15 protein-coding genes are annotated in these 15,070 nt (G+C 54.0%); all 15 read right to left on the bottom strand.

From position 1 onward, the window contains the following. Window positions 1–278, bottom strand: a 278-nt coding sequence (locus EDC90_RS08430) for an IS110 family transposase (RefSeq protein ID WP_165972785.1), incomplete at its 3' end; no start/stop codon positions are given. A gap of 255 nt (window positions 279–533) precedes the next feature. After that, on the bottom strand, window positions 534–1,703 hold the full coding sequence (gene lpxB / locus EDC90_RS08425) for a lipid-A-disaccharide synthase (protein WP_132310471.1): 1,170 nt from the start codon (window positions 1,701–1,703) through the stop codon (window positions 534–536). A gap of 122 nt (window positions 1,704–1,825) precedes the next feature. Beyond that, window positions 1,826–2,704, bottom strand: a complete 879-nt coding sequence (locus tag EDC90_RS08420) for a UDP-2,3-diacylglucosamine diphosphatase LpxI domain-containing protein (RefSeq protein ID WP_132310488.1) — start codon at window positions 2,702–2,704, stop codon at window positions 1,826–1,828. Continuing rightward, entirely contained in the window at window positions 2,704–3,537 is an 834-nt protein-coding gene (gene lpxA, locus EDC90_RS08415; RefSeq protein WP_132310469.1) for an acyl-ACP--UDP-N-acetylglucosamine O-acyltransferase, read from the bottom strand. The genes EDC90_RS08420 and lpxA overlap by 1 nt, the downstream gene beginning before the upstream one ends. Beyond that, window positions 3,534–3,968, bottom strand: a complete 435-nt coding sequence (gene fabZ / locus EDC90_RS08410; protein ID WP_207903878.1) for a 3-hydroxyacyl-ACP dehydratase FabZ — start codon at window positions 3,966–3,968, stop codon at window positions 3,534–3,536. Before fabZ ends, lpxA begins: the two co-directional genes overlap by 4 nt. Before the next feature lie 25 nt (window positions 3,969–3,993). Beyond that, the gene (gene lpxD, locus EDC90_RS08405; protein WP_132310465.1) at window positions 3,994–5,049 is read right to left on the bottom strand and encodes a UDP-3-O-(3-hydroxymyristoyl)glucosamine N-acyltransferase; all 1,056 of its coding nucleotides are present in this window, start codon (window positions 5,047–5,049) and stop codon (window positions 3,994–3,996) included. 46 nt (window positions 5,050–5,095) lie between these two features. Further along, window positions 5,096–7,435: an outer membrane protein assembly factor BamA gene (bamA, locus tag EDC90_RS08400; protein WP_132310463.1), complete on the bottom strand. Its 2,340-nt coding sequence runs from the start codon at window positions 7,433–7,435 to the stop codon at window positions 5,096–5,098. A gap of 333 nt (window positions 7,436–7,768) precedes the next feature. Then, window positions 7,769–8,893, bottom strand: a complete 1,125-nt coding sequence (rseP, locus tag EDC90_RS08395) for an RIP metalloprotease RseP (RefSeq protein WP_132310461.1) — start codon at window positions 8,891–8,893, stop codon at window positions 7,769–7,771. 2 nt (window positions 8,894–8,895) lie between these two features. After that, entirely contained in the window at window positions 8,896–9,798 is a 903-nt protein-coding gene (locus tag EDC90_RS08390) for a phosphatidate cytidylyltransferase (protein WP_132310459.1), read from the bottom strand. Next, window positions 9,798–10,544 (bottom strand): isoprenyl transferase, encoded by a 747-nt coding sequence (locus EDC90_RS08385; RefSeq protein WP_132310457.1) that lies wholly within the window; start codon window positions 10,542–10,544, stop codon window positions 9,798–9,800. The genes EDC90_RS08390 and EDC90_RS08385 overlap by 1 nt, the downstream gene beginning before the upstream one ends. 37 nt (window positions 10,545–10,581) lie before the next feature. Next, window positions 10,582–11,142 (bottom strand): ribosome recycling factor, encoded by a 561-nt coding sequence (frr, locus tag EDC90_RS08380; RefSeq protein WP_132310455.1) that lies wholly within the window; start codon window positions 11,140–11,142, stop codon window positions 10,582–10,584. Window positions 11,143–11,196: 54 nt separating this feature from the next. Continuing rightward, window positions 11,197–11,916: a UMP kinase gene (pyrH, locus tag EDC90_RS08375; protein ID WP_132310453.1), complete on the bottom strand. Its 720-nt coding sequence runs from the start codon at window positions 11,914–11,916 to the stop codon at window positions 11,197–11,199. A gap of 94 nt (window positions 11,917–12,010) precedes the next feature. Beyond that, window positions 12,011–12,937 carry a translation elongation factor Ts gene (tsf, locus tag EDC90_RS08370; RefSeq protein ID WP_132310451.1) on the bottom strand — a complete coding sequence of 309 codons (927 nt, stop codon included), beginning with the start codon at window positions 12,935–12,937 and terminating at the stop codon, window positions 12,011–12,013. Between the two features lie 265 nt (window positions 12,938–13,202). Further along, entirely contained in the window at window positions 13,203–14,003 is an 801-nt protein-coding gene (rpsB, locus tag EDC90_RS08365) for a 30S ribosomal protein S2 (RefSeq protein WP_132310449.1), read from the bottom strand. 198 nt (window positions 14,004–14,201) lie between these two features. Beyond that, window positions 14,202–15,017, bottom strand: a complete 816-nt coding sequence (locus tag EDC90_RS08360; RefSeq protein ID WP_132310447.1) for an EipB family protein — start codon at window positions 15,015–15,017, stop codon at window positions 14,202–14,204. Window positions 15,018–15,070 lie beyond the last annotated feature (53 nt).

Raw genomic sequence — 15,070 nt, 5'->3', positions numbered from 1 at the left:
GTCTTGGCGCGGCTGCCGCGTGCCTGGGCAAACCGTCGCGCCTGCAACGGGTTGACCTTGACGAGCGGAAGACGGGAAGCGAGCGCGCATTCAAAGGCGCCGTGATAAGGACCGGTCGCTTCATAGACGAGCCGGCAGACAGGGCTATCGCCAAGCCATCGCCGCAGGTCGTCAAAGCCTGCCTGTGTGTTGGCGAAAGCTCGATGCGCCCTGTCACTCAGGCGAAAGGCGTCGAGACGGTCTTTTGAAATATCGATGCCGATGCTATCATTCATCATCTTCGCGTGTCCTATGCTTGTCATGCAGAGCCCAAAAGCTGCTGCGTATCCGTTCAGGCCTTGAGCGAAGACGGTGGCCGATCACACTCTAACACGGTCCATGTTCCTTGCGGTTCATGACCAAGCCCCTAGCGATCCGACCACCGCCACTGACCGCCGCGTGGAAGGCGGCAGTCAGTGGCTCTTCTTCGCAGAAAAGCCGGGAAAAATCATAAGACAAGCGTCCTTTGCGCATCCGAATGGATGCACGGCGCTCTAGTGAGGCATGTTGCGTGATTGACGCAGCACGTCCAGCAAGACAGAGGCCGCTTTTTCACCAGGCGCTAAATCGGTCTTCATGGCATTCCAGACACGATCAAAGCCGTCCATCATCGCTTGTCGCTGAAGCGTATCGCCCGAGAGAAGCTCCATCCAGCGCACGAGCGCCCCTGCCCGCATCGTGTCATTGAAATACTCCGGCACAAGAGGGCTGTCAGCAATCAGATTCGGCAGTGAAGCCGACCAGATCGAGATTTTTTTCAGCATGAAACGGCCGATAAAATCCGCCTTGTAGGCGGAAACGACCGGAACACCGCTGAGCGCGAGCTCCAGAATGACCGTGCCGGAAGCCGCAACCGCTGCATCAGCACTGGCGAAGGCCGCCCATTTTGCATCATCACCAAGAACGACCTCAGGCTGAACCGGCCAGTCTTGCAGTGCCTCGCGCACTTGCGCCTCGCGATAGCGCACGGTCGGCATCATGAAACGTATATTTTCATTCCGGACCGAAAGCTCGGCTGCCACTTCACGGAAAACTGGCATCAGAGACTTTATCTCCCCACCACGGGAACCAGGCAAAAGCAGGATTGTGCTGCCAGGTTCTCTTCCCGTGGCTTGTATGTTTTGCCGAGCAGCCAAAACCCCGTCAACGCGCGTCAGGCGGTGACCGACAAATGTTGTCGGCGGCCCACCCAGTCGCTCCATGGCTGCCGGCTCAAAAGGCAGAACGGCCAGAACATGGTCCACATACGCATTCATCTCGCGGGCCCGATATTCTTTCCATGCCCAAACGCTCGGACAGACATAGTTGATGACCGGCAGATCAGGCAGTGCCTTACGCACACGTTTTGCAACACGATGCGTAAAGTCCGGACTATCAATGATCACCATCACATCTGGCTTTGCTTCGATGATCGCATCCGCTGTCTGTTTTATGCGGCGAAGCAGAGTCGGAAGGTTGGCGATGACCTGCGTAAACCCCATGATCGAAAGCTCTGAATAATCGAACAGAGATGTGAGCCCTTCTGCTCCAAGGGCGTCACCGCCGACACCGATCAAAGAGATTTCACCTTCGAAACGCTGCCGAAGAGCGGCGATCAGGTCCCCCCCCAGAAGATCACCCGACACTTCTCCGGCGATCACCGCAATCGACAGTTTCTCCGGCATAAAGTTTGCCCTTTTGTGCTCAAATGCATCGGCCAGAAATCGGAATCGATTATCGGAAGGCACGATGCGTAGGTTCAACAAGTTAGCGCGTCCTTCGTGCACCCAAACGGACGCACGGCGCTCTAATGCAGTGGTTCGAGAACCTCTGAACCAAGCCCCATGATAAACAATCCGGCCTCATCAGCCTCAGCAATCGCTTCAGGACGATTGAGAATCAATGATCGACCAGCTTCAACGGCGACTCCGCTCAGCCCAGCCGCAGCCGCTGCGCGAACAGTTTCGGGGCCAATTGACGGCAGATCTGCCCTTGTATCCTGCTGAGGCTTGCAAAGTTTTACAAGCACACCCGGCCGATGTTTTGAAATGCGACCGGCTTCGCGCATCCAGATAACCCGCTGCAGCATCTGATCCGTGCCTTCAGCACCTTCAATCGCCACGACACGCCCGTCGACGCTTACCGCACCCTGTCCGATATCCATACGTCCGACAGTCAGTGCCGCATGCGCTGCAGCCTCAATGTCTTTTCGCAGGCCCTGATCTGCACGCAATCGCCCCATGGGTCCGGCTGTGACGACCAGATCGTCCGCGATATCCTGCGCACCGACAATCTGGAATCCTTCGCGTTCGAAAAGCCCGATGACCATGCGCAAAACCGCGTCATCTCCGCCACTTCGAACGGTGCGCCAGATGGCAGGAAACGATGTGAGAACCCGCATCGTCGGCCGCAACGATAAAAGCTCAGGTCTGGCGGTAACGCCACCTGAGAGCACAACCTTTTTGATACGACGCGCATTCAGAGAAGCAACAACAGGTGCGAAAGCACCAATCGAGGCTTCCATTGACTGAAACTCAGACCAGTCATGCTCACCTTCACCGCTTAACTGAACGATAAAGGGATCATAACCACCATCTCTGGCAGCGCGCGCAACTGAAAAAGGAAGAAGGCCATTTCCCGCTATAATGGCGATAGGTTCCGCCGCCTGGCCGGAAACGGTGCCCATCATCCCGTTTCGCCACCGCGTCTGCGCGAGCCCGGCGTTGTAAGGGCGCGTTCGCCTTCACGGTTCAAAACGAAATCAATAATCTCAAGCGCGGCATCACTTTGACCGGCAAAAGCATCACGCGCAGCGCTGGCATTTTCTCTGACACGCCCATCGGCAAAGATAGCTTTGTATGCTTTGCGAACGATATGCAGTTCCGACCGGCTCATGCCGCTGCGTGTCATGCCAACAACGTTCAAACCACCCATGAAAGCCGGGTTGTCAACAACCATTGCGTAAGGAATAATATCGTTGACGACACCGGCAAGGCCACCGACGAAAGCCTGCCTACCAACATGGACAAACTGATGAATGGCAGCACCGCCACTCAAAATGACACGATCATCAATGATCGCGTGCCCGCCGACCATCACATTGTTCGACAAAACAACATTGCTACCGATGACACAATCGTGCCCGACGTGTGAATTGGCCAGAAACAGGTTATTATCGCCTACAACTGTTTTACCCCCACCATGCGATGAACCGGTGTTAATCGTAACACCTTCGCGCATGGTGCAGTTTTTACCGACCTTCAGCGTGGTGAGCGAGCCATCATGACGAATACTCTGGGGCTCACCACCAATAATCGCCATAGGAAAGACACGGCACCCTGCACCGATGTCCGTACGCCCTTCAACAACAGCGTGGTGCATAAGTGTTACGTCGTCGCCAAGCACTACATCTCTGCCGACGTAGCAAAACGGCCCGATTTCACAGTTTTCACCAATAATAGCTCCGTCTTCGACAAAAGCTCGTTTGTCGATACGCGCGGAGCCGGCTACATCAGTCATTCTTCATCCTTGCGTACCATCATGGCACCGATATCAGCCTCGGCCACCATCTGGCCATCGACCAAAGCTTCGCAGTGAAACTTCCAGATCCTGCGTCGCTGTTTCTGCTTCACAACGTGGAAACGAACCTGATCTCCAGGAACGACCGGCTTGCGGAACCGGGCATTGTCGATCGTCATAAAGTAGACGAGATTGTCGCTCTCATCTGCCTTATGTGCACAAATCGCGCCTGCTGTCTGCGCCATCCCCTCAACCAGAAGCACGCCCGGCATGATGGGCATTGTCGGGAAGTGACCAACGAAATGTGGTTCATTGGCTGTAACATTCTTGATACCGACGGCACGATCATCACCATCAATATCAATAATCCGGTCAACCAGAAGGAAAGGATAGCGATGAGGCAGAAACTTCATGATGTCCAGAAGTTCCATCGTCTCAAGCGTTGCGTTTGTCCCCTCACTCACCTTGCTTTTCTCCTGCATTGGAAGCGCGTTTCATGGTTTCTGCTATCTCGCGCAAATGAATCCGTATCGGCCGGGCCGGATTGCCGCCAACGCGAGCACCCGCCGGGATCGAAACATAGACACCGCTTTTCGCCGCGATCTGAACACCACTGCCAACTTCGATGTGCCCGTTCAGCCCAGCCTGACCACCAATCATGACACCATCGCCGATCTTGGTGCTGCCAGCGATACCCACCTGACTGACAATTCCGCAATGACGGCCAATCTCGACATTATGTCCGATCTGGACAAGATTATCGATCTTGGTCCCCTCACCGATGATCGTGTCATCCATGGCGCCACGATCAATCGTGGTGTTTGCACCAATCTCAACATCGTCCTGAATGATAACACGCCCAACCTGAGGAAGCTTGACCATTCCAGCCGGTCCTGGTGCATATCCGAATCCGTCCTGACCGATCCGCGCACCAGGATGAATAATGACATTGTTGCCGATCAGCGCATTGGAAACGGAGGCCTGTGCAGCAATTGTAGCATTCCGCCCTATCTTGACATCTGCACCGATAACAGCGCCGGACAGTATCCGGCTGCCGGCACCAATGGCCACGCGCGGACCAATGACTGCGAACGGGCCAATCTCAACACTCTTTTCGATGACGGCAGAAGGATCGACAACGGCTTGAGGCGACACCCCGGCAGATAACGGGACCGCAGACTGCGGGCGCATTGCATCAGGATAGAGAAGCGCAGAAATACGCGCGAATCCAAGCTGAGGTTTGTCAGTGACAAGCGCGGGAAGTCCGTTTGGAATAACAGACTTCAGCTCTGGCGGACAAATAACCGCACCCGCGTGGCACTCTTTAAGCTCCGACGCGCTTTTCTTCGACTGAATATAGCAGATATCGAGCGGACCGGCCCGATATATAGGCGAAATCGACTCAACCTCGCGGTCCGCGAGGTTTTGAAGGGTCAACTCAGCTCCAATGTGCGCGGCCAAATCGCCGAGACGAATGGGCCGGGCAACATCAAAAAACTGACTCTGATTCATCCGAGTGAACTCCAGAACTGGAAAAACTATGCTCTGGATAACAAGATCAGAACGTGTTGGCGATACCGAAACGGAACCGCTGGACCTCATCATAGTCTTCTTTGGCAAACGGGATCGCATAATCGAACCGCAGATCGCCAAATGGTGAGTTCCAGATCAGTCCGATACCCGCCGAAGCGCGCAGAGCAGAGTCGGTACCTTCAATCGGACCAGCGCTGGAGACATCAACCTTATTGCCGAATGCCGTACCGGCATCGACATAAGCCGCACCGCGCAGGCTGATATCCTCAGGAATGAGCGGAACCGGGAAGTTCGCTTCTGCAGAAATCGTGGCGTAGGTCGTAGCGCCAAGCGAGTTACCCTGTTCTGTGCGTGGACCGATACCGGACTGCTCGAAGCCTCTGATCTGCTGACCACCAATCGTGAACTGGTCGAATACGTTGAGGTTGTCATCAAATGGCGTGACATAACCACCGCGCACCGTCAACGAACCAATGATATCGGCCTGATCGGAAAGCATCTGATAAACACGCGCCTTACCGGTGATCGCATAATAGTTAGAGTCACCGCCAAGACCTGCAACCTTATTGGTTACAGCAGCAAGAACGCCCTCACGCGGCAAACGACGACTATCGACACTGGAATAGTTGAACGACTGCTCGATGGAAGAAACTGTCCACGGACCACCTTCAATCAGATCCTGAAAGATCGGAGAAAGGTTTTTATCTTCATACCAAGCGCCTTTGCCACCATATTCAAAGTTCTGGTAGCTATACATCAGTGTCGTCGACAATTCGTTTGTCAGCGGAGCCGTCAGACGGATATCTCCCGCAGTCTCGGTGTAGTCGTAATAATCCTGCGAAGAGGAGTAAGCACGATAAAGATCGAAACCGGCAGCAAGACGATAGCCCAGGAAGAAAGGCTCGGTGAAGCTGAAGTTATAAATCTGGGAATCGTCGTTACCCGCACCCGCAGAAGCCTTGATATACTGACCGCGACCAAGGAAGTTGCGCTCTTCAACACCCAGCTCCAGAACCAGAGCATCACCCTCGGCGTCATAACCAGCACCGATGGAGAAAGAGCCGGTTGGTTCATCTTCAACATCCACGACAATGACCACCCGGTCAGGCGCACTGCCCGGCTGCGTGGAAATATTGACGGAGCTGAAATACCCAAGCCCTTCAAGACGGCGCTTGGCGCGCGCAATCATTTCCCGGTTATACGCATCGCCTTCAGCGAGATCGAACTCACGGCGAATAACGAAATCACGCGTACGGGTATTACCCGTAATTTCAATACGCTCGATGTAGGCTTTAACACCCTGATCGATCTCATAATTCACAGATACGGTATTGTCCGTAAAGTTACGGTCGCCACGCGGATTAACCTGGGCGAATGGATAGCCCTGCGAGGAAACAGCAGCTGCGATGGACTCAGAACTCTGCTGAATCTTATCAGCATCGTAGACCTTGCCCTGGCGCGTATCGATCTCGCGCTGGAGGCCTTCCACGTCAACACCTTCAACGGATGTTGAGACACCGACATTACCGAACTTGTAACGCTCGCCCTCGGACATGGTGAAGGTCAGCGTATAGCTATTGCTGTCTTCATCGTAATCGACATCGGTCGAGATCAGGCGAAAATCAGGAAATCCGTGATTATTGTAGAAATCACGAAGCATGCTCTCATCGGCGCGAAGCTGATCTGGATTGTAGATATCCTTACGCGTCAGGAAGGAAAGCGGCGTAGATTTCTTCGTCAAAATAACACCAGCAAGGCGTGCATTCGCAAAGGTGTCATTACCGACGAAATTGATCTTGCGGATCTTCGTACGGCCGCCCTCGTCAATGACGTAGGCAACATTCACACGGTTATCGCCGACATTGGCTGTCTCGATATTCACCTCAACATCGGAACGTCCGATCTGGGCATAGGCATCTTTGATTCGCTGAGCATCAAGCTGGGCCTGAGCTTCATTGTACGGACCGAGCGAGCGCAGCTGAACAGCGCCCTGCAACTTCTTGTCCGAGACCTTGCGATTACCGTTGAAAACCAGCTGATTGATCATCTGGTTCTCGGTAACGTCAACAACAAGCGTCGAACCCGAGACCGAGATCGCGACATTGGAGAAATAGCCGGAGCTATAAAGATTGCGAATCGACTGATTGATATCAGCATCGCTGAAGGATTTACCGGGCACGATTGTCAATTTCGACTTAACGGCATCGGTACCCGTGGTGCCTGTACCCTTAACAACGATGTTATTGACGACGGCTGCGTAGGCGCTGGCGGGCATAGCGATAGATGCGACAACGCCGCCGGACACAGCGACCGCAAAAGACAACGCCGCACCTGAAACAGTGTTCAAAAATCTTGAACCGGCCATACTAAAATCTACCCTCTTACTCGCTCAGTATTCGCTACGAAAGCTTTGCAAATACTCGTTCTAATAGGTTAGCGGCAACGTGCAATAGCTCAACCCGCTTCAAAAGCGACTTCACCGCCCAGCGTGGCGAATCCGCCACGTTTTTTATGCAACATCGTTAATGAAAAGCCAATTCAGGAAGAAACATTCCCGAGCCCCCATTGTTGATTAGCTTCCTAGCATCTCAGACGCCAAACGCAAGAGAACAATCACACACAATCACGACTTCGGCAATATACACAAATCGTGAGTATTTATGTGATGACCCTCAAAGCGTTAAAGGCTGGCAACGCCTCACCCCATCCGGCCGATTGTATCGTTCCATGTCGCGAAGATCATAAGCGCCAGAACCATTGCCAGCCCGACACGAAAGGCAAATTCCTGGATACGTGCGGACAAGGGCCGCCCCCGAACCGCTTCGATGGCATAAAACAGAAGATGTCCGCCATCGAGCATGGGCACCGGCAAAAGATTGAAAAGCCCGACTGAAACCGAGAGAATCGCGGCGAAATTCGCAAAAGCGACAAATCCCAGCGACGCCATCTGCCCGGCCATATTGGCAACGCGAACCGGCCCTCCGATCTGATCGGCCTTCATGCGGCCTGCAAAGACATTGACGATATAGTCGTATGTACTGACGACGATATGCCAGCTTTGAAGCGCGCCCTGCCCGACAGCTTCAAGCGGTCCATAACGCTCCACCCTGAAGTTTGCCGTTTCCTGATTCGCAACAACACCAATGCGACCGATTTCCATTCGGTTGCCAAACTGGTCCTCGTCTTCATACCGGGAAGGCGTAATATTCAGCTTGAGCGCTTCATCGCCTCTCTCCACCGTTACGACAATCGGAACCTCGGGACGGACACTGACATAGCGAACAACCTGCGAGAAATTGCTGACTTTCTGCCCATCAAGCGCAACCATGATGTCGCCGGGTTGAATACCTGCCTCAGCGGCCGGGCTTCCAGGCTGCACGTCTGAGACAACCGGATCAGACACCGGTCGACCGTAGACCATGAAGATGACTGCAAAAATGGCGATCGCGAGAATGAAGTTCGCAATCGGACCTGCCGCTACCGTTGCCGCACGCTTCCATAGCCTCGCGCCGTTGAACGTTTTCGCGCGCTCTTCGGCAGGCAGCGCATCAAGCCCTTCAAAATCCGGGCGGCTGGCGGCATCCTCATCGCCATAAAAACGCACATAACCGCCAAGCGGGATGGCACAGACCTTCCAGCGCGTCCCGTGCTTATCGGTACGGCCGATCAGTTCCGGACCAAATCCGAGAGAGAACGCCAGTATGCGGATACCCGACCAGCGCGCGACCAGATAATGCCCAAGCTCATGAAAGAATACGAGAAATGAAATTGCGATCAGGAATGCCACGATCATTCCGGGCGCATGAGTAAAGCCGATATCCATCCTCAAGCTCCGCTGACGCCGTTTGGCGCTTCAATACCAGTCCAGTGCCAGAGCACGTCGCCCACGGTGCTGCCGAGTGCGGGGTCGGCGATACGTGCAGCCAGCGTCACCAGAAACAACAAGAACGCGGCGGCAACAAGACCGTCCACACGGTCCATGACGCCACCGTGTCCGGGAATCAGATGACTTGAATCCTTTACCCCGCACATGCGTTTGAGTGCCGACTCAAAAAGATCACCTGCCTGTGAAAAGGCAGACATGACCACCACCAGAACCACCAGACCAAAACCCGGCTGTCCACCATTGGAAACAGAGATCAGGAGGCCGGCAATCACCGCAAAAAGACATCCGCCGAGGGCACCTGACCAGGTTTTACCAGGCGATATCGAAGGTGCGAGTTTTGGCCCTTTCAAAGAGCGTCCGACAAAATAGGCCATGATATCTGTCGACCACACGACAGCGAAAACGAACAGCGTGGCAAACAAACCGGCGCCGCCGCTGCGTATGGCGGCGATACTCACCATCGAGATACCGGCATAAAGCAGCCCGGCAGAAAGCCAGTTCGGTGCGCTTTCGTCCGGCAAAACGAAGCGAAGCACCAGAGCACCGATCACGACGGCAAAGAATGCCAGCGAAAAATGCCCGGCGATCAAAGCCAGTGCAGCACAAAACAGCAAAACCCAGCCAGCAACATGCGGCAAACCACCAACCGGGGGAAGAAGACTGCCGGCAGACTTCTCAGCGCCAAGCCGGACACGCCCCATCGCGGTCCACTCATAGAAGACAAGCGCTCCTGTGAGCACCACCAGCGCATTGAAAACGATACCGCCAAACCATGTCGCGGCAAGGACAACAACGGCCAGGATAAGCCCGAAAACAATACGCAGCCTCAGTTCCTGCGACATCAAGAGCCTGCCAATGCTTTAACATGCTCTTCAACACCGCCATAACGGCGGCAACGCACACTGTATGTTTCGAGTGCGTCAAAAAACATCTCGCGGGAAAAATCGGGCCAGAGGCATGGCAAAAATACAAATTCGGAATAAGCCGCCTGCCAGAGCAGGAAGTTGGAAAGCCGCTGTTCTCCACTGGTACGAATGATGAGATCCGGATCAGGAATGCCAGCGGTGTCCAGGCGCCTGGCAATATGCGCTTCGGTAATTTCTTCCGGCTTAAGAAGACCGTCTTTGACGCTCTGTGCCAGCGCGGAAACTGCCTTTGCAATCTCCGCCCGCGCGCCATAGTTCACGGCGACAATCACGTTCAACCCGGTATTGGACTCAGTCCGCTTTTCAGCCTTTTCAAGCGACTTAACCACGCTCTCACTGAGTCCGGACCTTTCCCCAATCATTCTGAATCTGAGGTTCTGCCGGTGATAGTTCTCCAGCTCACGATCAACGAACAGGCCAATCAGACCCATAATATCGTTGACCTCATCCTCAGGGCGTTTCCAGTTTTCAGAAGAAAAGGCAAACAGCGTCAGATAACCGATGCCGCTGTCGCGGGCAGCATCGACGGATACCCGGACAGCTTCAGCACCTTTTCGATGCCCCATGACACGCCGAAGGCCGCGACCATTCGCCCATCGACCGTTACCATCCATGATGATGGCAACATGGTCCGGTTTCGCTGCTGCTGCATAATGAGACATATCGATACTCAATTTCAGGTCAGTGAACGCAATAACGTCAAACCTGCATGATTTCCTTTTCCTTATCAGCAAGCAAGTCGTCGACACGCGAAATTGAGTCATCCGTCAGCTTTTGAACATCATCCGATAGGCTGTGGCTATCATCCTGACTGATGTCACCGCTCTTTTCCGCCTTTTTCAGTTCGTCCATGCCATCACGCCGTACATGACGAATCGCAATGCGCGCTTTCTCCGCATACTCATGGGCAACCTTGACCAGAGACCTGCGGCGTTCCTCATTCAGTTCCGGTAGTGGAATGCGCAGTGTCTGACCGTCCATAATTGGATTAAGACCGAGGTGCGATTCGCGAATGGCACGATCAACAGCAGCAACCATCGACTTGTCCCAAACGTTTACCGAGAGCATGCGCGGCTCAGGAACGGTGATATTGGCGACCTGGTTCAACGGAACCTTAGAACCATAGGCTTCTACATAAACCGGATCGAGAATATTAGCCGAAGCACGGCCCGTTCGAAGAGACGATACGTCACCGACAAAGGCATTCACAGAGGCTTCCATCCGGCGTTTGATATCGCTTAGATCGCTCGCATCACTCATTGTTTATCTCCTCACACGAACCAGTTTTTTTGAGGCTCGCATATCATCACTCATTCAGGATTCTGTCACAATTGTCTTGCGACCACCACCAGACATAATCTGGCCAAAGCCGCCGCGATCGTGAATCGAAAACACGATAATCGGAATACTGTTTTCGCGGGCAACAGCGACCGCCGCAACATCCATGACCTGAAGCCCACGGGCAAGGACTTCCTGGTGGGTCAGATGGTCATAACGCTCGGCGTCCAGATGCTTTTTCGGATCCGCAGAATAAATTCCATCAACCTGCGTCCCTTTAAAGATCGCCTCAGCCCCCATCTCAGCCGCACGAAGGGCTGCTGCCGAATCTGTCGTGAAGAACGGATTGCCAGTCCCACCGGCAAAAATCACGACACGGCCTGCGTCCAGATGCCCGCGGGTTGCGCGCTGAGAAAACGATTCACAGATCTCAGGCATTGCAATCGCAGAAAGAACAACGGTTTCAACTTGCATCTTGCGCAAGGAAGTGGCCAGCGCCAGCGCATTGATGACAGTGCCGAGCATCCCCATGTGATCGCCGGTGACACGCTCGCCACCCTTGGAAGCAACCGCAACACCACGGAAAATATTGCCGCCACCGACGACAATCCCGACTTCAACGCCCAAAGCGCGAACCTCAGCGATATCAGACGCGATACGATCAGCGACGTTGACATCGATGCCAAAACCCTGATCGCCCATCAGCGCTTCGCCCGAAACTTTTAACAAGACACGCTTGTAAACCGGTTTGTCCAAAGCCCTAAACTCCAACTAAAAAGTAAAATCCGGATACACGAAGGGCGCCGCAATGTCACGCGGCGCCCCCCAAAATTTCAATCGCTAAACGGGGTTACCCCTTAGCTGTCGCTGCGACCTCAGCTGCGAAGTCTTCTTCTTCCTTCTCAACACCTTCACCAAGTGCGAGACGGGCAATCGAGACGACCTTGATCGGTGCGCCTGCTTCTTTTTCAGCTTCCTTAACAGCTTCCTCGACAGTCAGGTCGGGGTTGATGACGAAAGCCTGAGAAAGAAGGGCAACTTCCTGGAAGAACTTGCGCATACGGCCTTCGACCATTTTCTCAGCAATGTTAGCCGGCTTACCGGATTCTTTGGCCTGCTCAAGGAAAACAGCACGTTCGCGATCAGCAACAGCTGAGTCCACCTCTTCCGCGCGCACGGCCAGTGGGCTCGTTGCAGCAACGTGCATGGCAACCTGACGGCCAATGGCCTTCAGAGCTTCCTTGTCACCGTCCGATTCCAGAGCGACGAGAACACCCAGCTTGCCGAGACCTTCAGCAGCAGCGTTATGAATGTAGGATGCAACAACGCCGTTACCGACAGAAAGCTTGGCTGCGCGACGCAGCGTCATGTTTTCACCAATCGTGCCGATGGCATCCTTGATGCTGTCTTCAACGCTTTTTCCGGTCTTCGGATAGTTTGCAGCCGCGATTTTCTCGACCGATCCGTCTGTCGAAAGAGCAACTTCGGCAATACCGGAAACCAGCTCCTGGAACGCATCATTGCGGGCAACAAAGTCGGTTTCGGAGTTAACTTCAACGACAACAGCTTCATTGCCGGAGTCAGCAATGCCGATCAGGCCTTCAGCGGCTGTGCGGCCGGACTTCTTGTCGGCTTTAGCAATACCCTTGGCACGCAGCCAGTCGATTGCGGCTTCCATGTCGCCATCGGTCTCAGCCAGTGCCTTTTTGCAATCCATCATGCCTGCGCCGCTCATTTCGCGCAGTTCTTTAACCATTGCAGCCGTGATCGTGCTCATAACTTGCCTCTTATCCATTTTGATGGCGACGCCCGTCCCCGGTCGCGTCGGTTTGGGCAACAAACTGTACCCGTAAGTATGACAGAGTGATGAAAAAACCAACTGCCGCTAAAGCCGCGACACAGTCTACTTCATCTATCAATCCAAAAGAACAACCTCGCCTTTGCGACAGGTTGCCAAAGTGGAAGCGCGCTGAACGCGATTCCCAAAACTTGAATTCCCGAAAGTAAGAGCCAGACCAGGTCCAGCTCTTAAATCGCCAGCTTTACTCAGCCGGCTTGTCGGAGCTTGCTTCTTCAGCAGCAGGTGCTTCTTCATCAAGAGCCGGCTCAGCCGGGCTCTCGGAGATCGCACCAAGATCGATACCTGCAGCGCTCTGCTGACGTGCAATACCATCAATGGCAGCACGCGAAATCAGATCGCAGTAAAGTGCGATTGCGCGCGATGCATCGTCATTGCCGGGGATCGGATAATCGACTTCATCCGGATCGCAGTTCGAATCGACGATCGCAACGACCGGGATACCCAGACGGCGCGCTTCTTCGATTGCGATCTTTTCCTTGTTCGTGTCGATAATCACAATCAGGTCCGGAACGCCGCCCATATCGCGAATACCGCCGAGTGCACGGTGAAGCTTTTCACGTTCACGATCAAGGTTCAGGCGCTCTTTCTTGGTAAAGCCCTGCGCTTCATTGGCAAGGATTTCATCAAGCTTGCGAAGACGCTGGATCGAGTTCGAAATCGTACGCCAGTTGGTCAGCATACCGCCAAGCCAGCGCGCGTTAACGTAATACTGCGCCGAACGTTCAGCCGTATCGGCAACAATTTCAGAAGCCTGACGCTTCGTGCCAACCATCAGAACGCGACCATTGCGGGCAACAGTGTCGGAAACGACCTGCAGAGCGCGCTGCAGCATCGGAACAGTCTGAGCCAGATCAATGATGTGGATGTTGTTGCGGTCGCCAAAGATGTAAGGCTTCATCTTCGGGTTCCAGCGGTGGGTCTGGTGACCAAAATGCACGCCTGCTTCGAGCAGCTGGCGCATGGTAAAGTCGGGCAATGCCATGCCTTTTCTCCTTTTCCGGTTGAACCTCCGCAGACCGTAGAACAGGGACCCAAAGATACCTGACACCGGCGGAACGATCCGGATTTCTCCCGGAACACCCCAAAGTCTGCGTGTGGAATGCGGCGGCGATACCCTGTTTCAGCAGCAAATGCAAGCACCGTCGCGTCTAAACGCGAAAAAGCTCCGCTGAATAGCGCCCTAATTGGTGCAATCACTCACATTGAGAAAATCGAGTGTCTGTAGTGCCCCTGCAATCCGGAAATCACCAAAATCCATCAGAATGTCATGACTGACACCCTGCGAGGAAAGCGTCATTGACACCGAATAATCGGGAAGCTGGTCGCCCGCATGATCTCCAATGGGGTAATAGGCTGTCGTAATCGGCCAACGCGCTGCCCCAGGCTCAGATAAATCGTCTTCTGAGGCAAGCTCTTTTCCAATCACGGTCAGCGCCAACATCACGGAAGTGTCCGAGCCATCGAATGAATTGGCCTGATAGACGCGCTTCCCCGACTGCGCGGCAGCAATCACATGCGCCATATATTCAGTTGGAAACTCGGCATTTTGCAGCGCTAGCGCCTGCTCTTCAGAACCTGAATTATCAATCGTCAACGAGAGATCGCTGTCAGCGGTGCGCATGGCTTCACCCTGGGTTTCAGTCTGAAGCTCATAGTTTGAGAACAAAACATTTGAAAAAGAGAAACTTTCAGAGGATGGAGCCTCGAGCGTAGACGTTGTCTGGTCGGTTATGACGGAGCCATCCTCCTTACCGATATCGGTAACCATGCGCATCTCGGTTTCATACCCTGCGCATGCCCCTCCGGTGAACTCGTACACGAAACGCCCATCCAGCGATTCCACACCCGACTGCGCCGAAGCCCATTCAAGCGACAGGTCGTAAATAGCCCGGTGTGGCTTCAGTTTTTCCAGCACGGTACCAGACGCCAGTTCTGTAGCAGATACAGGCAAAACTGACGTCAGCAAAATAAGACTCGTCAACGTCGCCTTTCGCATGAACAACTCCCCCTTGGCATACGCGGCTGATGGTATAGAAAAGCCGGTGTTAT

The organism is Martelella mediterranea (assembly GCF_004342225.1).
Lineage (GTDB): Bacteria > Pseudomonadota > Alphaproteobacteria > Rhizobiales > Rhizobiaceae > Martelella > Martelella mediterranea_B.
This window is presented reverse-complemented; position numbering and strand designations above follow the sequence as displayed.